The organism is Nocardiopsis listeri NBRC 13360 (assembly GCF_001570765.1).
Lineage (GTDB): Bacteria > Actinomycetota > Actinomycetes > Streptosporangiales > Streptosporangiaceae > Nocardiopsis > Nocardiopsis listeri.
This window is the reverse complement of the sequence record NZ_BCSH01000050.1, coordinates 35559-57617: the sequence shown is the minus strand read 5'-3', so window position 1 is coordinate 57617 and position 22059 is coordinate 35559. Positions and strand designations below refer to the sequence as shown.

Annotated in this window: 19 protein-coding genes; 16 read left to right on the top strand and 3 right to left on the bottom strand. The window is 69.2% G+C overall.

Annotated features, from left to right (window positions below):
- Nucleotides 1-25: 25 nt before the first annotated feature.
- On the bottom strand, nucleotides 26-1291 hold the full coding sequence (locus NLI01S_RS16455) for a DUF1015 domain-containing protein (RefSeq protein ID WP_067605360.1): 1266 nt from the start codon (nucleotides 1289-1291) through the stop codon (nucleotides 26-28).
- A 47-nt stretch (nucleotides 1292-1338) separates the two neighbouring features.
- Entirely contained in the window at nucleotides 1339-1695 is a 357-nt protein-coding gene (locus NLI01S_RS16450; RefSeq protein WP_067605358.1) for an SCP2 sterol-binding domain-containing protein, read from the bottom strand.
- A gap of 161 nt (nucleotides 1696-1856) precedes the next feature.
- Between NLI01S_RS16450 and NLI01S_RS16445 the strand changes: the two genes are divergently transcribed.
- The 11 genes from NLI01S_RS16445 to NLI01S_RS16395 all read left to right on the top strand — a co-directional run bounded on the left by NLI01S_RS16445 (nucleotide 1857) and on the right by NLI01S_RS16395 (nucleotide 14874).
- Nucleotides 1857-2498, top strand: a complete 642-nt coding sequence (locus NLI01S_RS16445; RefSeq protein ID WP_067605355.1) for a hypothetical protein — start codon at nucleotides 1857-1859, stop codon at nucleotides 2496-2498.
- 38 nt (nucleotides 2499-2536) lie between these two features.
- The gene (locus NLI01S_RS16440; protein ID WP_067605353.1) at nucleotides 2537-2716 is read left to right on the top strand and encodes a hypothetical protein; all 180 of its coding nucleotides are present in this window, start codon (nucleotides 2537-2539) and stop codon (nucleotides 2714-2716) included.
- A gap of 21 nt (nucleotides 2717-2737) precedes the next feature.
- Nucleotides 2738-3538 carry a TlyA family RNA methyltransferase gene (locus NLI01S_RS16435; RefSeq protein ID WP_190318490.1) on the top strand — a complete coding sequence of 267 codons (801 nt, stop codon included), beginning with the start codon at nucleotides 2738-2740 and terminating at the stop codon, nucleotides 3536-3538.
- A 111-nt stretch (nucleotides 3539-3649) separates the two neighbouring features.
- On the top strand, nucleotides 3650-4576 hold the full coding sequence (locus NLI01S_RS16430) for an NAD kinase (protein ID WP_067605350.1): 927 nt from the start codon (nucleotides 3650-3652) through the stop codon (nucleotides 4574-4576).
- A 24-nt stretch (nucleotides 4577-4600) separates the two neighbouring features.
- On the top strand, nucleotides 4601-6313 hold the full coding sequence (gene recN / locus NLI01S_RS16425; RefSeq protein ID WP_067605349.1) for a DNA repair protein RecN: 1713 nt from the start codon (nucleotides 4601-4603) through the stop codon (nucleotides 6311-6313).
- A gap of 120 nt (nucleotides 6314-6433) precedes the next feature.
- Nucleotides 6434-7615 carry a putative cytokinetic ring protein SteA gene (steA, locus tag NLI01S_RS16420; RefSeq protein WP_067605347.1) on the top strand — a complete coding sequence of 394 codons (1182 nt, stop codon included), beginning with the start codon at nucleotides 6434-6436 and terminating at the stop codon, nucleotides 7613-7615.
- A complete protein-coding gene (locus NLI01S_RS16415) occupies nucleotides 7612-8592 on the top strand; it encodes a copper transporter (protein ID WP_067605345.1) in 981 nt (326 codons plus the stop codon). The genes steA and NLI01S_RS16415 overlap by 4 nt, the downstream gene beginning before the upstream one ends.
- A gap of 297 nt (nucleotides 8593-8889) precedes the next feature.
- Nucleotides 8890-9972 (top strand): glycosyltransferase family 4 protein, encoded by a 1083-nt coding sequence (locus tag NLI01S_RS16410; RefSeq protein WP_067605343.1) that lies wholly within the window; start codon nucleotides 8890-8892, stop codon nucleotides 9970-9972.
- Between the two features lie 310 nt (nucleotides 9973-10282).
- Nucleotides 10283-11302: a TerC family protein gene (locus NLI01S_RS16405; RefSeq protein WP_067605341.1), complete on the top strand. Its 1020-nt coding sequence runs from the start codon at nucleotides 10283-10285 to the stop codon at nucleotides 11300-11302.
- 227 nt (nucleotides 11303-11529) lie between these two features.
- Complete coding sequence (gene uvrA / locus NLI01S_RS16400; protein ID WP_067605339.1) at nucleotides 11530-14364, top strand: excinuclease ABC subunit UvrA; 2835 nt, start codon at nucleotides 11530-11532, stop codon at nucleotides 14362-14364.
- Between the two features lie 123 nt (nucleotides 14365-14487).
- On the top strand, nucleotides 14488-14874 hold the full coding sequence (locus NLI01S_RS16395) for a Rieske (2Fe-2S) protein (RefSeq protein WP_067605337.1): 387 nt from the start codon (nucleotides 14488-14490) through the stop codon (nucleotides 14872-14874).
- Nucleotides 14875-14957: 83 nt separating this feature from the next.
- Here the strand turns inward: NLI01S_RS16395 and NLI01S_RS16390 are convergent, their stop codons facing one another.
- Entirely contained in the window at nucleotides 14958-16115 is a 1158-nt protein-coding gene (locus NLI01S_RS16390; protein ID WP_067605331.1) for a mechanosensitive ion channel family protein, read from the bottom strand.
- 178 nt (nucleotides 16116-16293) lie between these two features.
- On the opposite strand from NLI01S_RS16390, the gene uvrC reads away from it, so the two are divergent.
- From uvrC to whiA, 5 genes are all read left to right on the top strand, one after another.
- Nucleotides 16294-18327 (top strand): excinuclease ABC subunit UvrC, encoded by a 2034-nt coding sequence (gene uvrC, locus NLI01S_RS16385; protein ID WP_067605329.1) that lies wholly within the window; start codon nucleotides 16294-16296, stop codon nucleotides 18325-18327.
- Nucleotides 18324-19208 (top strand): RNase adapter RapZ, encoded by an 885-nt coding sequence (rapZ, locus tag NLI01S_RS16380; RefSeq protein ID WP_067605325.1) that lies wholly within the window; start codon nucleotides 18324-18326, stop codon nucleotides 19206-19208. The genes uvrC and rapZ overlap by 4 nt, the downstream gene beginning before the upstream one ends.
- 177 nt (nucleotides 19209-19385) lie before the next feature.
- Nucleotides 19386-20399 carry a gluconeogenesis factor YvcK family protein gene (locus tag NLI01S_RS16375; protein ID WP_190318488.1) on the top strand — a complete coding sequence of 338 codons (1014 nt, stop codon included), beginning with the start codon at nucleotides 19386-19388 and terminating at the stop codon, nucleotides 20397-20399.
- Nucleotides 20400-20442: 43 nt separating this feature from the next.
- Complete coding sequence (locus tag NLI01S_RS16370) at nucleotides 20443-20865, top strand: DUF488 domain-containing protein (RefSeq protein ID WP_067605323.1); 423 nt, start codon at nucleotides 20443-20445, stop codon at nucleotides 20863-20865.
- A gap of 199 nt (nucleotides 20866-21064) precedes the next feature.
- Nucleotides 21065-22045, top strand: a complete 981-nt coding sequence (gene whiA / locus NLI01S_RS16365) for a DNA-binding protein WhiA (RefSeq protein ID WP_067605321.1) — start codon at nucleotides 21065-21067, stop codon at nucleotides 22043-22045.
- Nucleotides 22046-22059 lie beyond the last annotated feature (14 nt).

Here is a 22059-nt window from a genome sequence, read left to right as displayed (position 1 = left end):
CGGGGTTCTCCTTGGTCGGGGTTGGTCAGTCCAGAACCCGCATGACCAGGCCGGTGCGGGGTTTGGGTCCGAAGGAGGTGGATTTTCGGGGGGTGAGCTCGCCGCGGTCGGCGACGGCGTAGACCTGTTCCACTCGCAGTGAGGGCACGATGATCGCGGTGCCCTGTTCGGTGCGGGCGAGGGCGATCGCTTCGGCAGGATCGTCGTGCACCATGCGCACCTGTTCCTCGTGGAAACACCACAGGGGTAGCAGGACCTTGTGCAGGGCCGCGGTGTCCAGGTGCCGCCACTCGGACGAGTGGCCGGGCATGGCCCGGGACAGCGCTCGGTCGGTGAAGTCGCGCACCAGGTGGGCGGTGCCATCGGGGGCGGCCACGATCAGGGCGGGGGAGTCCACGCCGTCCAGGTGGGCGGGGGCGGCGTCGGGAAGGGAGGAGACGGTGGCGACGGCGCGAGCCTGGTCCAGCGCCCGCGTGGTGTCCAGTCCGGGCAGGACACGGTGGATGGCGCCGAGCCTGGGCGGGTGGGTGTCACTGTCCACCAACAGCGCCAGGCCGTGCCGCCACCCGGGGTCGGTGTGTTCGTCGCGCAGGCGCCGGTAGGCGGCGTAGCGGTGGTGTCCGTCGGCGATGAGGGCCGTGCGGGAGGCCAGGTCCCGGGCGACGCGGTGGTGGACCGCCGGGTCGGTGATCGCCCACAGGCGGTGTCGGGCTCCATCGCCGGTGCGGGTGGAGACCACTGGTGTGCCCTGGGTGGCGGCCTCGGTGGCGGTGGAGGCCGCTCCGCCCTCGCCCCGGTAGACCAGGAAGATCGGTTCGAGGTTGGCGCGGGCGGCGCCCATCAGCAGGAAGCGGTCGAGTACGGGGGGTTCGGCCACGTCCTCGTGCGGGCGGACCGCCGGCGTCCCCTCCTGGTCCTCGGGGAGTCCGAGGGCGCCGATGAGTCCGCGTTGGAGGTGGCCGTCGGGGGTGGTCTGCTCGTAGACGTACAGGGCCGGTTCGGGGTCCTGGGCGAGGTAGCCGTCGTCGATCCAGCTGCGCAGCAGGGTGGCGGCGCCCCGGTAGCGGTGGGCGGCGGCGTCCTGGCGGGACAGTTCGAAGGGGAGTGTGACCCTGGCCGCGTTGTGCGGGTCGGAGCGTTGGAGTTCTCGCGCTTGTCGGGCGTCGGGGATGTCGTAGGGCGGGGCCAGGAGTCGGGAGACGTCGAAACCGTCGTCGATGAAGCGGTCGACGTCGGGCGCGGCGTAGCGGAGGCCGCGGAAGGGGGCCAGGTCAAGGGGTTGGCGTGGCATCTCAGAAAGGTATCGTCCCGGTGGGTCCGCCGGTGCACCACCGGGGATCAGAGCAGACGGCGCAGACGCAGCAGGTCGCCGAAGCTCGCGTCGATCTTCAGACGACGACCGAACAGGGCCTTGGCCGGGTCCAGGCGTTCCTCGGACAGGGCGAGGAGGTCCTCGCTCGAAACGGTCACCGTGACCTGGGGGGCGGGGGCGGGGGCCGGCGCGGAGCGCGGTCTGTGGGTGACGGCGGTGAGGCCGTCGACGGTCAGGCGCATGTCGAAGGCGGTGTCCAGGTCGGGGACGATCACGCTCACGGTGCGTTCGCGGATGTGCTTGCGGCGCCGGTCGAGGGGTTCTCGCAGGAGGCGCTCGTTGGCCCGGGCGATGCCTTCGAGGCACGCGTCGATGCTGCTCATCGAATCATGATGCCGTATCGGCGCGGAGATCGTCCGTTCGAGTGTCACCGGGACCGTGGGAACGGTAGCGTTGGCGTCGTCCCCCGGAACGAGGCCCCTCCCTCACCCGCGCCCTCTTTTCGTTCGTTTCCTCCCGCGGTCCCATCAAGGAGCACGTCATCATGGTCGTCGACGCGGTACGCACCTACCTCGATGCCGCCAATGGCCTCACCGAACTCTCCCGTAAGGAGGCGGTCGCGGCAGCCAAGGCGTTGTTGCGGGCCGGTGGCGCCAACGGTGCGCCGGTCCCCTCCGTGGACGCCGAGCAGGGCCCGCCGCCGCGGGTGGGGCAGAACATCCAGGCGTTGGCGGGTGAGCTGATCGAGACCAGTCAGGCGAACCGGTCGGCCATCGCCGATCTGGTGCGCGCCGAGGTGGGGCGTGCCTTGGAGGAGCTGGATGTGGTGCCGCGTGCAGAGCACGATCGGGTGGTGCGCAGGGTCGCGGAGCTGGAGCGGCGTCTGGGTGCCAGGTACGCCGTGGAACGGGTGCCGGGCCGGTCCGAGCCGGTGGCCGAGGAGACCTCGAAAGCGGAGTCTGCCGTGCCCGACCCCGTTGCCGAGCCCGTGGACGGTCCGGCCGACAAGGCCGATCCCGTGAGCGAGCCCGTGGGCGAGACCGAGCCCGCCGCCACCGGGCGATCGGCCTCCGCCGGCGCCAACAGCGGCGCCGGGGCCAAGTCCGCCACCAAGCCCACGGGTAAGAACACCCGTGCGCGCTCCACCGCCAAACGCACCACCAAGGGCAAGAGCGCCAAGAAGTGAACGATAGTGTCGGGACGTGAGCGAGGGACGGGGGTCGCATGGGCGCCGACGAACAGGCCGAGGCCTTGGCCGAACAGACCCTTCGGGCGACCAGGGAACGGTTGGCCGGGTTGGACGAGGTGCCCACGCACGAGCACGTCGCGGTCTTCGACGCCCTGCAACAGGAGTTGTCCGGTGTGCTCGGTGCGCTCGGGCAGGGGCCCCGGAGCGGGCGATAACGCCCGGTACCCTAGGTGACCATGGCAAAACGTAGTCGGCTCGACGCGGAACTGGTTCGCCGCGGTCACGCACGCTCCCGCGGTCACGCGGCCGAGATGATCGAGAGCGGTTTCGTTCTCGTGTCCGGGATGGTCGCCTCCAAGGCCGCCACCCAGCTCGGGACCGATCAGCCCATCGTGGTGCGCACCCCTTCCGAGGAACCGACCTATGTCTCTCGTGGAGCGCACAAGCTCATCGGTGCGCTGGACGCGTTCGAGTTCTCGGTCGAGGGGCGACGTGCCCTGGACGCGGGTGCCTCCACCGGCGGGTTCACCGACGTGCTGTTGCGGCGAGGCGTCGAACGTGTCACCGCGGTCGACGTCGGTTACGGGCAACTGGCCTGGTCGTTGCGCAGTGACGATCGGGTCGAGGTGATGGAGCGCGTCAACGTCCGCGAACTCACCCCCGAGCAGATCGACGAACCCCGCCCCGACCTGGTGGTGGGGGATCTGTCGTTCATCTCCCTGAAGCTGGTGCTGGGGCCGCTGCGCGGGTGCGTCGACCCGGCCGCGGACTTCGTGATGATGGTCAAGCCCCAGTTCGAGGTCGGCAAGGATCGGGTGGGTGCCGGCGGTGTGGTGCGTGAGCCGGCGCTGCGGGCCGAGGCCGTGTCCGACGTGGCCTCGTATGCCCTCACCCTGGGTCTTGGGGTGGTCGACGTGGCCGCGAGTCCCCTTCCCGGGCCCTCGGGCAACGTCGAGTACTTCCTGTGGATGCGGGCCGGTGCCGATCCGTTGGATCCCGCCCGACTCGAACGGGCGATCGAGGAGGGGCCGGCCTGAGGGGCGTGGCCCATGGTCGTAAGTGTCCGGTAGCGTGACCCGGCCGGGTCCGGGCGAGGCATCCGGTCGGTACCAGTGCTCCCGACCGGGAGTGAATGTAAGGGGACGGCGATGACCGGCGGACGCAGTGTTCTGCTGCTGGCCCATACCGGTAGACCCGCGGCTGTGCGCAGCGCCCGGTTGGTCCACGAGAGGCTCAGTGGGGCCGGGCTGACCGTTCGCATGCTCAAGAGCGAGCTGGAGAACCTGGCGGCCGAGGGTTGTGAGTTGTTCCCGGTGGAACCGGTGGAGGGCCCCCGCGCCGCCGAGGGCGTGGAACTGGTGATGGTCCTGGGCGGTGACGGCACCCTTTTGCGGGCGGCCGAGATCGCCCGCCCCGCCGGTGCGCCGCTGCTCGGGGTCAATCTCGGACACGTCGGGTTCCTGGCCGAGGCCGAACGTGAGGACCTGGGCGCCACGGTGCGCAGTGTGGTTCGACGCGAGTACGTCGTCGAGGAACGCATGACCCTGGACGTGGCGGTCTTCAACGGAGGCCGTGGTGATGGTGCGCCTCCGGTACGTTCCTGGGCGCTCAACGAGGCGACCCTGGAGAAGGCCGACACCCGTCGGATGTTGGAGATGGTCCTGGAGGTGGACGGGCGTCCCTTGTCCAGTTGGGGCTGTGACGGCGTGGTGTGCGCGACCCCCACCGGATCCACCGCGCACGCCTTCTCCGCGGGTGGTCCCGTGGTGTGGCCGGACGTGGAGGCCTTGCTGGTCGTGCCGATCAGCGCGCACGCCTTGTTCGCCCGACCCCTGGTGGTGGGCCCGGACGCGACCGTGGCGCTGGAGGTACTGCCGGACACCACGCCGGGCGTGCTCTGGTGTGATGGACGGCGTATGGTCGAATTGCCCGCGGGGGCACGAATCGAGATCACCCGTGCCGATACGCCTGTTCGTCTGGCCCGGCTGCACCGCGCGCCGTTCACCGATCGGTTGGTGGCCAAGTTCGGTCTGCCGGTCACCGGGTGGCGGGGGCGCGCCGGCCGCGAACGTTGAACGACTATTGCAGGAGAGGGTTCGGTGCTCGAAGAAGTCCGCATCCAAGGCCTCGGTGTCATCGACGACGCCGTGTTGGAGCTGTCACCGGGTCTGACCGTGGTCACCGGTGAGACCGGCGCGGGTAAGACCATGGTCGTCACGGGGCTGGGACTGCTCTTCGGTGGGCGTGCCGATCCCCAGCGGGTCCGGCCGGGCGCCGACCGGGCGGTGGTCGAGGGTCGGTTGACGGTGCCCGAGGGTGGTCGGGTGGCCACCCGGGTGTTCGAGGCCGGTGGTGACATCGACGACGACGTACTGATCCTGAACCGGACGGTGTCGGCGGAGGGGCGTTCGCGCGCGACCATGGGCGGTCGTTCCGCGCCGGTGAGCCTGTTGGCCTACCTCGCCGATGACCTGGTGGCGGTGCATGGTCAGTCCGATCAGCAGCGTCTGCTGCGCTCGGACCGTCAGCGCTCGTCGTTGGACCGGTTCGCCGGTGATGAGTTGGCCAAGGCGATGAAGCGTTACTCGGTGGCCTATCGGCGCCATCGCGAGGTCGCGGCCGAGTTGGAGGAGTTGGTGGAGCGGGCGCGTGAGCGCGCCCAAGAGGCCGACCTGCTCCGGTTCGGGGTGGAGGAGATCACCGCCGCCGAGCCGTTGCCGGGTGAGGACGCCGAGTTGCTCGCCGAGGAGACGCGGTTGGCGCACGCCGACGGGTTGCGGGTGGCGTCCACCACCGCGCACGAGGCGCTCACCGGGGATCCCGCCGCCGCGGAGGTACAGGCCGACGTGGTGGGCTTGTTGTCGGCGGCGCGTCAGGCGGTGGCCTCGGTCAGCGAGCACGACTCGGACCTGGCCGCGATCGGTGGCCGGTTGGACGAGGCGTCCTACATCATCACCGACGCCGCCACCGAGCTGGCGTCCTATTCGGAGTCGGTGGACGCCGACCCGGGCAGGCTGGCGGCGGTGCAGGAACGTCGTTCTCTGCTCACCCAGCTTTCGCGCAAGTACGGCGCGACCACCGATGAGGTGTTGACCTGGGCGGAGAACGCGGCCAAGCGGCTCGCGGACCTGGACGGCGACGACGAGCGCATCGACGCGTTGCGCGCCGAGGCCGAGGACCTGGCCGCCCGTATGGAGGAGGCGGCCGGTGAGCTCACCGGGATCCGTGAGGTGGCGGCCGAACGGTTCGGTACGGCGGTCACCGAGGAGCTGATCGCGCTGGCGATGCCGCACGCGCGGGTGAGCGTGCGCATCACCACCGGTGAGGAGTTCGGTCCGCACGGGCGCGACGAGGTGGAGCTGTTGCTGGCCCCGCATCCGAGTTCGCCGCCGTTGCCGCTGAACAAAGGTGCTTCCGGTGGTGAGCTCTCGCGGGTGATGTTGGCCATCGAGGTGGTCTTCGCGGGCTCCGATCCGGTTCCCACGTTCGTGTTCGACGAGGTGGACGCGGGTGTGGGTGGTAAGGCGGCCGTGGAGATCGGGCGGCGTCTGGCCCGTCTGGCCCAGCGTGCCCAGGTGATCGTGGTCACGCACCTGCCGCAGGTGGCGGCGTTCGCCGACGCCCATCTGGTGGTGGAGAAGTCCACGGAGGGTCTGGTCACCGAGAGCGGTGTGGTGCTGCTGGATCGGGCCGGCCGTGTGCGTGAGCTCTCGCGGATGCTCGCGGGTCTGGAGGACTCGGAGCTGGGGCGGGCGCACGCCGAGGAGTTGCTGGGTAACGCCGACCCGGAGCGGGCCTACCCGGCGGCCTGAACGATCGGCTCGACCTTCGCCGGTGCCCGGAATCCGGGCACCGGCGGTGTTCTGTCCCGAAAACGCCGTCCGGTCGACCGTCGTGACTCCGGGTGAGTGAAGTCTGACAGTATGCCAGCGATGAAGGTACCGCGATTCCGCCGCCCGCGCGTGGAAGCCCCCGCCGGGTTGGTCGCTCCCGTTCGTTCGGATCGTCGAACCAAGAACCTGATCAGGCGCTTGCGCCGCGGTGACATCGCCGTGATCGACCACGCCGACCTGGACCGGGTCAGCGCGGAGGCACTCGTGGGCTGCGGTGTGGCCGCCGTGGTCAACGTGGCCCCCGGCATCAGCGGTCGCTATCCCAACCAAGGGCCGGAATTCCTCGTGGGCGCGGGCATCCCCCTGGTCGACGACGTCGACCCCGAGGTGTTCACCCGAGTGCACGAGGGCGAGCGGCTGCGCCTGGAGGGCGACACCCTGTACCGGGGCGAAGAGGTGGTGGCTCGCGGGACCCGCCAGGATCGGGCCTCGGTCGACGCGGCGATGGAACTCGCCCGCGCCGGGCTGGTCACCCAGCTGGAGGCCTTCGCCGCAAACACCATGGCCTACCTCCAACGCGAACGCGATCTGTTGTTGGACGGCATCGGTATCCCCGCCATCGGCACGGCCATGGAGGGCCGCCACGTACTCATCGTGGTGCGCGGGTACCACTACCGGGAGGACCTCGCGGCGCTGCGCCCCTACATCCGCGAGTTCCGGCCGGTCATCGTCGGTGTGGACGGCGGTGCCGACGCGGTCATGGAGGCCGGGTATCCGCCCGACGTCATCGTCGGGGACTTCGACTCCGTCTCCGGGCGGGCCCTGGACAGCGGCGCCGAACTCGTGGTGCACGCCTACCGCGACGGACGCGCGCCCGGACTGCAACGCCTGCGAGACCTGGACCACAACGCCGTGGTCTTTCCCGCCACCGGTACCAGTGAGGACGCGGCGATGATGCTCGCCGACGGCGCCGGGGCCGCCCTCATCGTGGTGGTGGGCGCCCACGCCACCCTGGAGGAGTTCCTGGACAAGGGCCGCTCGGGCATGGCGAGTACCTTTCTGACCCGGTTGCGGGTGGGCGGCAAACTCGTCGACGCCAAGGGTGTGAGCCGGCTGTACCGCTCGCGCATCTCCCCGTGGGCGCTACTGGCCATGGTGTCCGCCTGCCTGCTCACCATCGTGGTCGCCGCGTACTGCTCACCGGCCGGCCAGGTCTACCTCACCTTCCTGGCGGCGCGTTGGGACGCGTTCGTCTCTTCGTCGATGGGGCCGTTCACGTGATCGACTTCCGTTACCACCTGGTGTCCATCGTCGCGGTGTTCCTGGCGTTGACGGTCGGACTCGTGTTGGGCACCACCATGCTCCAGGATCCTCTGCTGGAGTCGATGCGGTCCGAGACCGCGGACCTGCGCGATCAGAGTGAGGACCTGCGTGCCGAACGCGACGAGGCCGAACTGCTCAACGCCGGCACGGACCAGCTGGCGCGGGCCACCGCCGGTGAGGTGCTCACCGACCGGCTCAAAGGTGTGGAACTGGTCGTGGTCACCGCGCCCGGAGCCGACGAGGACGTCGTGCACGGGTTGGAGGATCGGGTCGAGGAGGCCGGTGCGGAGGTCGCCGGGCGTGTGCTGATGCGAGACGCGCTTCTGGCCGATGACGGGGCCACCTTCGTCGACGAACTCGCCCTACAGGTGTCCGCCCCTCGCAGGGAGCCGACCGGTGGGCCCCACGACAAGGCGGGTGCGGAACTGGGGCGTGCTCTGACGATTCAACAGGACGATGGCGAGGGCGGACATGAGGCCGCCGCGGCCCTGGCCGCCTTCGAGGAGGGTGGTCTGATCACCGTGCAGGGGTCGCCGGCGGCCGCCGCACGGGCCCTGTTGGTGGTGGCCCCCGCCGGGCCGGCCGAGGAGGGGGCCGAGCCCGCGACCACGGCGCTGCTCGCGCTCACCGGGGCGATGCACCGGCAAGCGGGGGCAACGGTCCTGGCCGGAGACACCGAGGCCGCGCACGAGGGCGGGGTCATCGCCCGAGCCCTGGCCGAGAACGCCTCCTACAGCACCGTGGACGTGGCGGGTCGCCCCGCCGGTGACGTGGTCGTCGCCCTGGCCCTGGCCGAGGCCCTGGAGGGTGGCCGCGGCGCCTACGGAGTGGGTGAGGGAACCTCCGGGTTCCTTCCCGAACCCCTGCCCCGAGCCCGGAGTGGGGACACGCCTTCGAAGATCGAGGCCGACGCGGCGGCCAAGACCACGGAATGAGCGCCGCGCGCTCTGGCCGGAGCCGACCTGGTCGACCTGCGTCCCGGGCGCGCGGTGAAGTTCGCCCTGTTGGTCGCCGCCCCGGCGCTGACCAACCGATCGCACCCCTGGTCGGCCCGTTGAAGGGAGTCTCCCTCACCCTGTTCCCCGACGAACCGGCCGAACGTTCCATGCTCGGCGACACGGGCGCCAACGACTCGGGCGTCGCGCCGGGGCGGCCGCCGTGGTGCCGGCGATCGGCGGTGCGTGTGGTGGCCGGTCGGGCCCGGAAGGTACTCGAACGCAGGAGGGGACACGGTGAACGACAGGATCGCACTGGTGGTCGGGACCAGCACCGGAGGTGTGGGTCGCCATGTGCGCTCGTTGGGCGCGGGACTACTGAGGCGCGGATACCGGGTGGCGGTGCTCGGCCCACCCGAGGTCGAGCGGGATTTCGGTTTCACCGAGGCAGGGATGAGGTTCTCACCGGTGCGGATCGGCACTGGACCGTCGTGGTCCGATCCCGGGGCGGTGCTGCGGTTGCGGTCCCTGCTCGGTGGCGCGGACGTGGTGCACGCGCACGGTCTGCGCGCCGGTGCTCTGTGCGCCCTGGCCGGGGTGCGTCCGCTGGTGGTGACCGCGCACAGCGGGCCGCCCCCGGCGGAAGGGCCGTTGGCCGCGGTCTATCCGGTGCTGGAGCGGATCGTGGCGTTGCGCGCCGACGCCGTGCTGGGGGTCTCCGGTGACCTGGTGGAGCGATTGCGGGCGGCGGGGGCCGAGGGCGCGCGCATGGCGGTGGTGGCGGCGCCGGCGGCGGGGCGGGAGCTCAAGGGTCGTGAGGAGACCCGCCGCGACCTGGCGGTTTCGCCGGAGCGGCCGTTGCTGCTCACGGTGGCGCGTCTGGCCGAGCAGAAGGGGATCGACATGCTGCTGGACGCGGCGTCGACGGTCGCCGACCGGACGCCCGAACCGGTGGTGGTGATCGCCGGGGACGGGCCGTTGTGGGGGGAGTTGCACGACGTGGCCGCCGAGATGGACGCGGACGTGCGCATGTTGGGCCGTCGTGACGACGTGGCGGACCTGTTGGCCGCCGCGGACGTGTTCTGCCTCACCAGCCGTTGGGAGGGTCCTTCCCTGGTGATCATGGAGGCGTTGCGAGCCGGTCTGCCGGTGGTGGCCACCCGGGTGGGCGGCATCCCCGACCTGTACGCGGGCACGGTGTTGATGGCGCCCCCCGGGGATCCCCGGGCGTTCGCCGCCGCGGTCGGGCGGGTGCTCGACGATCCCGAGCTCGCCGACGATCTGCGCACGCGTTCACGCGAGGCGGCGCGGTCCTTGCCGACGGAGGAGGACGTGTTGGAGTCGGTGTGTTCGCTCTACAAGACGGTGGCCCGATGGTGAGTGCGTTCGGCAAGGGGGATGTGGCCCTCCGGAATGGGCGATACCACCGTCGGGGCGACTTCCCCCCGGGGATGGTTCATGGCATCCTGAGGACCGGCTCGGATGGCGTACCCTTTGTTGGTGCGCTTCTTGCGCCTGCTTCACCACGTGAGGGGAGTATCCCTGTCGCGGCGGCGCCGTCATCACGGACCACAACGATGTGTTCCCGGTTCCGTCGGTCCACACCTTCGAGGTGCGGGCGGGAGAGACCTCCGGTTATTTTTCGTGCGCGCACAACGCTCGCGCGCACCGACCGGAGGAGAATCCGTCAGTGAACGTTCCCCTGTGGATCTGGGCTGCCACCATCGCGGCCATGATCTTGATCCTGGCCCTGGACCTGATCATCGTCGACCGTCCCTGGAGCAAGACCAAGGGCCCGATGGAATTCGGGATGAAGCAGGCCGGCTGGTGGGCGGTCTTCTACATCGGCCTCGCCGTGGTCTTCGGTCTCGGTCTCATGTACTTCGGCGGTGGCACCGCGGGTGCCGAGTACTTCGCCGGGTTCGTCACCGAGAAGAGCCTGAGCATCGACAACCTGTTCGTCTTCTATCTGTTGTTGACGGGCTTCGCGGTGCCCAAGAAGTACCAGCACGAGGTGTTGCTGGTCGGCATCGTCATCGCGATCGTGATGCGCGGCATCTTCATCGTCCTGGGCGCCCAGGTCATCAACGCCTGGAGCGAGGTCTTCTACCTCTTCGGCGTCTTCCTCATCTACACCGGCTACAAGATCATCCGGGACCACCTCAAGGGTGACGAGGACGACAAGGACTTCACGCAGACCCCGGTGGTGCGCCTGGTCAAGCGTTTCTGGCCGGTGACGAACGACTACCACGACGCCAAGATGACCGTGAAGCTCGACGGTCGTCGTCACGTGACCCCGATGCTGCTGGTGATCGTCGCGATCGGTGTCATCGACCTGGTCTTCGCCGTCGACTCCATCCCGGCGATCTTCGGTCTGACCCAGGACGCCTACATCGTCTTCACCGCCAACGCCTTCGCCCTGATGGGTCTGCGTCAGCTGTACTTCCTCCTGGCCGGTCTCATGGATCGTCTGGCCTACATCAGCTGGGGCCTGTCGGCGATCATGGTCTTCATCGGCGTGAAGATGATCCTGCACGCTCTGCACGAGAACGGCGTGCACGTCATCGAGGTCGGTATCGGCGCCTCGCTGACCGTCATCCTGGGCATCATGACCATCACCATCATCGGCAGCCTGATCAAGTCGCGCTCGGACGGCGACAAGGACGGGCAGGTCGAGGCGAAGACGGACGGCTCCGCCGACCGGTCCTGAGCGGGTTCGAGGACTTCAAGGAACCTCCGGTATTCGAACGGTTGTTCGTCTATAGTGGTGGTGGTCTGACGCCGACGCGTCATGGCCACCACCACTTCTGCTTGGTGGAAGAAACCGTCACGGGCGATCGTTAGTCTTGGCGGATGGGGGAGGCGACCCCCTCCCCGCATCCCCGCCATGGCCCGGACGGGCCTGCGACCGCCGCACCGCGAAGGATGTCTCACTCGATGGTCGAACAACTGGTGGTCCGTGGAGCACGGGAGCACAACCTCAAGGACGTCTCCCTGGACCTGCCCCGCGACTCCATGATCGTGTTCACGGGCCTTTCCGGCTCGGGCAAGTCCTCGCTCGCCTTCGACACGATCTTCGCCGAGGGCCAGCGCCGCTATGTCGAGTCACTGTCGGCGTACGCCCGTCAGTTCCTCGGCCAGATGGACAAACCCGACGTCGACTTCATCGAAGGCCTGTCGCCCGCGGTCTCCATCGACCAGAAGTCCACCAGCCGCAACCCGCGCTCCACGGTCGGGACCATCACCGAGGTCTACGACTACCTGCGCCTGTTGTGGGCGCGCGTGGGCGTGCCGCACTGTCCCGAGTGCCACCGCGAGATCGCCCGGCAGAGCCCTCAACAGATCGTCGATCGGGTCATGGAGATGACCGAGGGCACCCGTTTCCAGGTGCTCGCCCCGGTCGTGCGCGGCCGTAAGGGCGAGTACGTCGAGCTCTTCAAGGACCTGCAGTCCAGGGGCTTCACCCGCGCCATGGTCGACGGCCGAGCGGTGCGTCTGGACGAGACGCCCAAGCTGGGCCGCTACGACAAGCACGAGATCTCCGTGGTCGTGGACCGTCTCAGCGTCAAGCCCGGTTCCCTGGGCCGGCTCACCGACTCGGTCGAGACGGCGCTGAAGCTGGCCGGTGGCACCATCGTCCTGGACTTCGTCGATCTGGAGAACGACGACCCCGAGCGGGAGAAGGTCTTCTCCGAGCACCTGTACTGTCCCTACGACGACCTGTCCTTCGAGCAGCTCGAACCGCGTTCCTTCTCCTTCAACGCCCCCTACGGCGCCTGCACCGACTGCTCCGGCCTGGGCACCCGCATGGAGGTCGACGGCGACCTGCTCGTGCCCGACCCGGAGAAAACGCTCGCCGACGGTGCCATCGCCCCCTGGTCGGGCGGCCCGAACGGCGGTTACTGGGAGCGCATCCTCAAGGCCCTGGGGGAGGCCATCGGTTTCGACACCGACACCCCCTGGGAGCGGCTGCCCCGGCAGGCCCGCAAGGCCATCCTGGAGGGGCACGACACCCAGGTCCACGTGAGCTACCGCAACCGGTACGGGCGCAGCCGCTCCTACTACACCGAGTTCGAGGGCGTGGTGCCCTGGGTGAAGCGTCGCCACTCCGAGGTGGAGAGCGACCACACCCGGGAGCGCCTCGAAGGCTACATGCGCAGCGTGCCCTGCCCCACCTGCGGCGGCACCCGGCTCAAGCCGGTGGTGCTCGCGGTGACGATCGGCGGCAGGTCCATCGCCGATGTCGCCTCGATGTCGCTGAGCGAGAGCGCCGCCTTCCTGGCCGACCTGAGGCTTTCGGACCGCGACATGGTCATCGCCGCGCAGGTGCTCAAGGAGATCAACGCCCGCCTGGGCTTCCTGCTGGACGTGGGGCTGGACTACCTCAGCCTGGCCCGCTCCTCGGGTTCGCTCTCGGGTGGTGAGGCCCAGCGCATCCGTCTGGCGACCCAGATCGGCTCCGGCCTGGTGGGTGTCCTCTACGTCCTGGACGAGCCCTCCATCGGGCTGCACCAGCGCGACAACGCCCGCCTGCTGGAGACCCTGCAGCGGCTACGCGACATCGGCAACACCCTCATCGTGGTCGAGCACGACGAGGACACCATCCGAGCCGCCGACTGGATCGTCGACATCGGCCCCGGCGCCGGCGAGCACGGCGGACACGTGGTGGTCTCCGGCATCGTCGACGAGCTCTACACCGCCACCGACTCGCTGACCGGCGACTACCTGTCGGGGCGGCGCGTCATCGAGTTGCCCGAGAAGCGTCGACCCCTGACCAAGGGGCATGAGTTGGTGGTGCGCGGGGCCCGGGAGAACAACCTGGAGGGCATCGACGTCACCTTCCCGCTGGGTGTGTTCACCGCGGTCACCGGGGTGTCCGGTTCGGGCAAGTCAACGCTGGTCAACGAGATCCTGTACAAGGCGCTGGCCAAGGAGCTCAACGGTGCCCGCGACGTGCCCGGACGGCACCTGCGGGTCAACGGCATGGGCAAGGTCGACAAGGTGGTGCACGTCGACCAGAGCCCCATCGGTCGCACCCCGCGCTCCAACCCGGCCACCTACTCCGGGGTCTTCGACCACGTGCGCAAGCTGTTCGCACAGACCACCGACGCCAAGACACGCGGCTACCAGCCGGGCCGGTTCTCCTTCAACGTCAAGGGCGGCCGTTGCGAGTCCTGCTCCGGTGACGGCACGCTCAAGATCGAGATGCAGTTCCTGCCCGACGTGTACGTGCCCTGCGAGGTGTGCCACGGCGCCCGGTACAACCGGGAGACCTTGCAGGTGAAGTACAAGGGCAAGAACATCTCCGAGGTGTTGGAGATGCCGATCGCCGAGGCCCTGGAGTTCTTCGAGCCGATCAACGCGATCCGTCGCCACCTGCAGACGCTCGTGGACGTGGGTCTGGGGTACGTGCGCCTGGGGCAGCCCGCCACCACGCTCTCGGGCGGCGAGGCCCAAAGGGTCAAGCTCGCCTCCGAGTTGCAGCGCCGATCCACCGGCAAGACCGTGTACGTGCTGGACGAACCCACCACGGGTCTGCACTTCGAGGACATTCGCAAGCTGCTGGGCGTGCTCGACAGACTCACCGAGAGCGGCAACACCGTGATCGTCATCGAGCACAACCTCGACGTGATCAAGACCGCCGACCACGTCATCGACATGGGCCCCGAGGGCGGCTCCGGTGGTGGCCTGGTGGTCGCGGAGGGCACCCCGGAGGAGGTCGGCGCGGTCGCGGAGTCCTACACCGGACGCTTCCTCGCCAAGATGCTCTGAGGTCGTCGCCGCGCGGGGGCCGGGACGGGGCACCCCACCTGAGCTACTACAGTTCGTAGTGGACTTTCAGGCGCAGGTGAGGAGCGTTCGGTCGTGGCCGGAATGAGGACATGCGGGTGCGGGATGAGCAGGCGCCGTCTGCTCGGTGCGGCGGGCGCGGCCACGGCCGTCGGTGCCGTGAGCGCCTGCGGGGAACCTCCCGAACCGCAGGAGGTGCGCCGAGGCCAGGTGATCGGCCAGACCACCGAGGTTCCCGAGGGCGGCGGAACGGTGTTCAGCCACAGCAAGCTGGTGGTGACCCAACCGGAGAAGGGTGAGTTCAAGGCCTTCGACGCCGCCTGCACCCACGGTGGTTGCACGGTCCAGGAGGTGGACCAGGAGCTGATCCGTTGCCTGTGCCACGGCAGTGAGTTCGACTACACCTCCGGCGAACCGGTGGCCGGGCCCGCGCAGGACCCCCTGGAGACGTTCACCGTCACCATCGACGGCACCGACATCATCCTGGATTAGCGGATCCCGGATCCGACATGGGGGAGCCCCGCCCGGATCGGGCGGGGCTCCCCCATGTTCGAGAAGGTGCGGGAAGAGGGGGCTCAGGCCTCCTCCGGGTCTCCCGAGCGGGCGTCGCCGTTGCCCTCGTGCGCGGCGACGGAGGCGGCGGTGGCACGACGGAAGGCCGAGGTGGGGAACCGCGCGGCGTAGCCGGACTCCTCCTCGTCGCCGCCGGAGACGAACTCGGTGCGCTTGCGCGGCAGCGACTGCGGGTAGTGGGTGGCCAACCAGGTGACGAGGTGCTCGCGGATCTCGCAGGCGACGTTCCACTGACCGCCGGTGTCGGCGGCGGTGGCGACCACGCGGACCACGACCTCACCGGACTCGCTGATGTTCACGACCTGGCAGGACCAGCTGCGGCCGTCCCAGTTGTTGCTGGAGGTGATGAGTTTGCCGGCCTCCTCGCGGAGTTCGGCGATGGGCACCTCCCAGTCCAGGGGGAACTCGACCTTGGCGGTGATGTTGGTGCCGGACTTGGTCCAGTTCTCGAAGCTGGTCGTGGTGAAGTTGACGACCGGGACCACCAGTCGGCGCTCGTCCCAGATCTTGATGGTGACGTTGACCAGGCTCAGTTCCTCGACCCGGCCCCATTCGCCCTCGACCACGACGACGTCGCCGATGCGCAGGGCGTCGCTGAAGGCCAGCTGGAGTCCGGCGAACAGGTTTCCCAGGGTCGACTGCGCGGCGACACCGGCGACGATACCGATGACACCGGCCGAGGCCAGGAGCCCGGCCCCCAGGGCGCGTACGGCGTCGAAGGTGAAGAGGATGGCGGCGATCGCCAGGACCACGATGATGGAGGTGATGACGCGGCGCAGCAGGCGGACCTGGGTCTGGAGTCTGCGGGCTCGACGGTCGGCGTCACCGTTGCTGAAGGACAGGCGCTGCAACACCATGTCGGTGGCGGCGTAGGCCAGGCTCAGGCCCAGCGCGGTCAGCGTGCTGATCATCAGGATCCGCATCGCGTGTTCGATGATGGAGTAGGTGCTCCAACCCACGTCGCCCACGCTGGGCAGAGCCAGGTTCGCGCCGACCACCGCGGCCGCGGTGTAGGCGGTCACGGCCGAACGCGAGACCACGTGGCGGGCCATCGGCCAGACCTTGCCCAACTTGTGGTTGAGCACCCAGTGCAGCACGAAGACGAGGGCCATGGAGACCGCGACGGCGATGCCGATCGCGATCCAGTGCGCAACGGTCACGGCGTGGACCTCCTTGTCGTCGATGTCGGGAAGTTGCTGAGTTACTCGCCCAACTTAGGGCATGTGGATACTAAATCGTGACGTTTGAATGAACGATCATTGTGGCTCACGGAGGTATATGGGTCCTCGGGCACCGGGCAGGTGGCCGTCTGTCCTCGCGACCCACCAGAATGGGGGTATGGCTGCGACTCCTCACCTGCGACCGGCGCCCGGATCGATCCCGACCGAACCGGGCGTCTACCGATTCAAGGACACCGCCGGCCACGTCATCTACGTGGGCAAGGCCAAGAACCTGCGGTCACGCCTGTCCTCCTACTTCCGTGACTTCGCCGGGCTGCACCCGCGCACCCAGCAGATGGTCTCCACCGCCGCCGACGTGGACTGGACCATCGTCGGTACCGAGGTCGAGGCGCTTCAGCTGGAGTACTCCTGGATCAAGCAGTACAACCCGCGTTTCAACGTCAAGTACCGCGACGACAAGAGCTACCCCTACCTGGCGGTGACCCTCAACGAGGAGTTCCCACGAGTACAGGTGATGCGCGGAGCCAAACGCAAGGGGGTGCGGTACTTCGGCCCGTACTCGCACGCCTGGGCCATCCGCGAGACCGTCGACCTGATGCTGCGGGTCTTTCCGGTGCGCACCTGCTCCGCCGGGGTTTTCCGGGGGGCTCGTAACAGCGGCCGGCCCTGCCTGCTCGGGTACATCGGCAAGTGCGTCGCCCCGTGCGTGGGAAAGGCCACACCCGAGGAGCACCGTGACCTGGCCGAGGATTTCTGTTCGTTCATGGCCGGTGACACCGGGCGCTTCATCCGCGGCCTGGAGGGCCGGATGAAGGAGGCGGCCAAGGAACAGGAGTACGAGCGGGCCGCGCGGATCCGCGACGACATCGAGGCCCTGCGCGCCGCCCTGGAGAAGCAGGCCGTGGTCCTGCCCGACTCCACCGACTGCGATGTCATCTCCATGGCCGAGGACCCGTTGGAGGCCGCGGTCCAGATCTTCCACGTGCGCGGTGGCCGGATCCGTGGCCGACGGGGGTATGTGGTCGACCGGGTCACCGACGCCGACTCCGGCGAGCTCATGCAGACCTTCCTGCGTCAGATCTATGGCGGACTGGACGGCGAGGAGGAGACCGAGGGCACCGGTACCTCGGTGCCGCGCGAGGTCCTGGTCTCCCACGAACCCGCCGACCTCGACGCTGTCGCCCGATGGCTGTCCGGACACCGCGGTTCCACGGTGGACCTGCGGGTGCCGCAGCGGGGCGATAAGAAGTCCCTCATGGAGACGGTCGACAAGAACGCCAAGGAGGCGCTGGCCCGGCACAAGACGCACCGTGCCGGCGATCTGAGCACGCGTTCTCGGGCCCTCAACGAGATCCAGGAGGCTCTGGACCTGGCCGAGGCCCCGCTGCGCATCGAGTGCTTCGACATCTCCAACCTGCAGGGCGAACACGTGGTCGCGTCCATGGTGGTGTTCGAGGACGGACTGGCGCGCAAGTCCGAGTACCGGCGCTTCTCGGTGCGCGGCAGTGGAGAGGGCGGCAGAGAACTGCACGACGTGGCGGCCATGTACGAGGTGGTCAAGCGTCGGTTCCGTCGTTACCTGGAGGAGAGCTCCAAGGCCGGTGAGCTCGCCCGCATGGGTGAGACCGGCGACCATGGCGCCCGGCCGGACACGGCCGAGGGCGAGCCGGTGCCCGGCAAGTTCGCCTATCCGCCCAACCTGGTGGTGGTGGACGGTGCCCGACCCCAGGCCGAGGCGGCTCGGCGTGCCCTGGACGAACTGGGCATCGAGGACGTGGCCGTGTGCGGGCTGGCCAAGCGGCTGGAGGAGGTGTGGCTCCCCGACGACGAGGATCCGGTGATCCTTCCGCGCAACGGGGAGGGGCTCTACCTGCTTCAACGGGTGCGTGACGAGGCCCACCGGTTCGCCATCCGTTACCACCGGCAAAAGCGCGCCAAGGCGCTCACCGGCAGCAGCCTGGACGAGCTGCCCGGACTGGGCCCGGCCCGGCGGAGCGCGCTCATCAAGGAGTTCGGTTCGGTGAAACGATTGGCCGAGGCCGACGCCGAGGAGATCGCGGCCGTGCCCGGAATCGGTGCCAAGCTGGCAGAGGCGGTGCACGCGCACCTGTCCGGTGGCCCCGCCGGACAGGGTGGGAAGGGCCCCGGGGTGACGGCAGAGCAGAGTACCGACGGGGGAGGAGACAAATGACGGTCGAACTGGGTGGGGTACTTCCCCCCGAGGTGGTCGTCGTCACCGGCATGTCCGGTGCGGGACGCAGTACGGCGGCCAGGGCGCTGGAGGACCTGGACTGGTTCGTGGTGGACAACCTGCCGCCGGGGCTGTTGCCGACGATGATCGAGCTGGCGGGTCGCACCCACGGTGCGGTGCCGCGGGTGGCTGTGGTGGTGGACGTGCGTTCGCTGGCCTTTACCGAGGACCTGCTGTCCACGGTCGAGGAGCTTCGCAAGCGCGACATGACCGCGCGCGTGCTGTTCCTGGAGGCCTCCGACGAGGCCCTGGTCCGTCGTTTCGAGGGGGTGCGCCGGCCCCACCCCCTGCAGGGCGAGGGACGTTTGACCGACGGGATCGTCCGTGAGCGCGAGACCCTGCTCGCCATTCGGGGCGAGGCCGACCTGGTCATCGACACCTCCCAGCTCAACGTGCACCAGCTCAAGGCGAGGGTGATCGGTTTCTTCGGGGAGAGCGACGAGGCGCGCACCCGCGCCAACGTGGTCTCCTTCGGGTTCAAGCATGGTCTGCCGGTCGACGCCGACCTGGTGCTGGACTGTCGTTTCCTGCCCAACCCCCACTGGGTGCCCGAGCTCAGGCCCATGAACGGGCGTGACGAGCCGGTGCGCGACTACGTCCTCTCCCAGGACGGGGCCAAGGAGATGCTGGAGGCCTACGTCGAGGTCCTCAAGCTGACCATCGCCGGCTACCAGCGCGAGGGCAAGCACTACATGACCCTGGCCGTGGGCTGTACCGGCGGTAAGCACCGCAGCGTGGCCATGGCGGAGCAGTTCGCCGAGAGACTGCGAGGACAAGGGGTGGACGTCAACGTCGTTCACCGCGACGTCGGCCGCGAGTGACCAGGAGGACCCCGGCCCGAAACCGCACCGATACCGTCCGGTGAACCGAATCGCCAAGAGGGGCGTCTTCACTTACATTGGCCCGATCACGGTCGGTTCCTCGGCCCCGTGCAGGGGCTCGGGCACGGTGGGCCGGGGTGTCCGTTGGATCAGGGGACGAGGGGACAGGCCGAAGGCATGCCGAAGAGCACCGAGCCGGGCGAACCAGATGAACCGGACGGGGAGGATGTGTCGCGTCCACCTCGGGTGGTGGCGCTGGGAGGCGGGCACGGCCTGTACGCCTCGCTGTCGGCGTTGTGCAGGGTGACCACCGACGTCACCGCGATCGTGACCGTGGCCGATGACGGCGGCTCCAGCGGTCGTCTACGCGAGGAGTTGGGAGTGCTTCCGCCGGGGGACCTGCGGATGGCGCTGGCGGCGCTGTGCGGGGACGACGAGTGGGGTCACACGTGGACCCAGGTCCTGCAGCACCGCTTCCGATCCGAGGGCGACCTGCACGGCCACGCCGTGGGCAACCTACTGATCGTGGCGTTGTGGGAGCTGCTGGGGGACTCCGTGGCGGGCCTGGACTGGGTGGGCCAACTGCTCGGCGCCCACGGCCGGGTGCTGCCGATGTCGTCGGTACCGTTGGAGATCTCAGCCGAGGTGGCCGGGGTGGACCCCGAGCGACCCGACGAACTCACCACGGTGCGCGGTCAGGTGGCCTGCGCGAGCACCAACGGGCGGGTGCGTTCGGTGTCACTGCTGCCCGAGGAGCCCCCGGCCAGCACACAGGCGGTCAAGGCGGTCCGGGAGGCCGACTGGGTGGTGTTCGGACCCGGGTCCTGGTTCACCAGCGTCCTGCCGCACCTGTTGGTCCCTGAACTGGCGAACGCCCTGGTCACCACGCGGGCCAAGCGGATGGTGGCGTTGAACCTGTCGCCGCAGAAGGGCGAGACCGACGGCTTTCGCCCGGAGACCTACCTTGAGGTGCTGCGCGAACACGCGCCCAAACTCGGTGTGGACGTGGTGTTGGCCGACATCGGGATGGTCGAGGACCCGTTCCCACTCATGTCGGTGGTCGGTGAACTGGGCGGTCGGCTGGAACTGGCCGACCTGAGTCGCGGTGATGGAACGCCTCGACACGACTCCGACAAGCTCGCCGCGGCGTTCGAGCGCGTACTGACCGCTCCCGAAGAGGACGAACCTTGACGGTCCGGGTTCGTGTCGACCCTCATCGGGGAAGGTCGATCGCATGACCGACGAGCACCGTATCCACCTGGAACGTGTCTACGACGAGGTCCGCGCTCAAAAGCACCCCGAAGAGGAGGACCCGCCGCCCGGTGAGCGTTTCCTCGTGGACCGCGTGTGGCCGCGCGGGGTGAGCAAGGGCGCCATGGCGGACGTCACCTGGCTCAAGGACGTGGCGCCCGGCTCGGACCTGCGCACCTGGTTCGGGCACGACCCGGAACGCTTCGAGGAGTTCGCCGAGCGGTACCGCACCGAACTGGAGGAGAACCCCGAGGCGCTCGAACCCCTCCTGGAGGCGGCCGCGCGGGGACGGGTGACCCTGCTGTACGCGGCCAAGGACACCGAGCACAACCACGCCATCGTGCTGCGCGATCATCTGGAGTCGCTCAGGGACGCGAAGGGGTCCAAGGGTTCGAGGGGCAATTGACCCCACATCGCCACGAAGGCCGACACGCCGCCTGTGACCTGGGTCGGTGGATCGACGACACGCCGTACAGGGGTCGGTGTGAAGGCCCGGGTCACGTAGTCTGCGACGAGTAGGTCGCCCGGTTCTCACGCCGGGCGGCGGTGGCCGGTGTCGGGTGTGAACACCGGTTTGCTGACAGCTCAAAGGGAGGATCGCAGAGATGGCGATGACCGGCGTGGTGAAGGACGAGTTGAGCCGTTTGGCGATTCTCAAGCCATGCTGCCGTAAGGCGGAAGTGTCCACCATCCTGCGCTTCACCGGAGGCCTGCATCTGGTGGGCGGCCGGATCGTGATCGAGGCGGAGCTGGACACGGGGGCGGCCGCGCGCCGGTTGCGCAAGGACATCTCCGAGGTCTTCGGGCACGAGTCCGAGGTGGTCGTGCTCTCCCCGAGCGGGTTGCGCAAGGGCAACCGGTACGTGGTGCGGGTGATCAAGGACGGTGAGTCCCTGGCCCGGCAGACCGGGCTGGTGGACAACAACGGTCGCCCGGTGCGGGGATTGCCGCGGCACGTGGTCGCCGGTGGCGCCTGCGACTCGGAGTCGGCCTGGCGCGGAGCCTTCATCGCGCACGGCTCCCTCACGGAACCGGGCCGGTCGATGTCGCTGGAGGTCACCTGCCCCGGACCGGAGGCGGCGCTGGCCCTGGTGGGTGCGGCCCGTCGACTCAAGGTGCACGCCAAGGCCCGCGAGGTGCGCGGGGTGGACCGGGTGGTGGTCCGCGACGGCGACTCCATCGGGGCACTGCTGACCCTGCTGGGCGCCCACCAGAGTGTGCTGGCCTGGGAGGAGCGGCGGATGCGCCGTGAGGTGCGCGCCACCGCCAACCGTCTGGCCAACTTCGACGACGCCAACCTGCGGCGCAGCGCCCGCGCGGCGGTCGCGGCGGGTGCTCGTGTGGAGCGGGCCCTGGAGATCCTGGGGGAGGACGCCCCCAAGCACCTGGTGGCCGCCGGTCAGCTGCGGCTGGCGCACAAGCAGGCCTCACTGGAGGAACTGGGCCAGCTCTCGGTGCCGCCGCTGACCAAGGACGCCATCGCCGGGCGTATCCGGCGGTTGCTGGCCATGGCGGACAAGCGAGCGGGCGACCTGGGCATCGAGGGGACAGAGGCGAACCTCACCCCGGACATGATGGTGCCCTGAGGAAGTACGCCCCC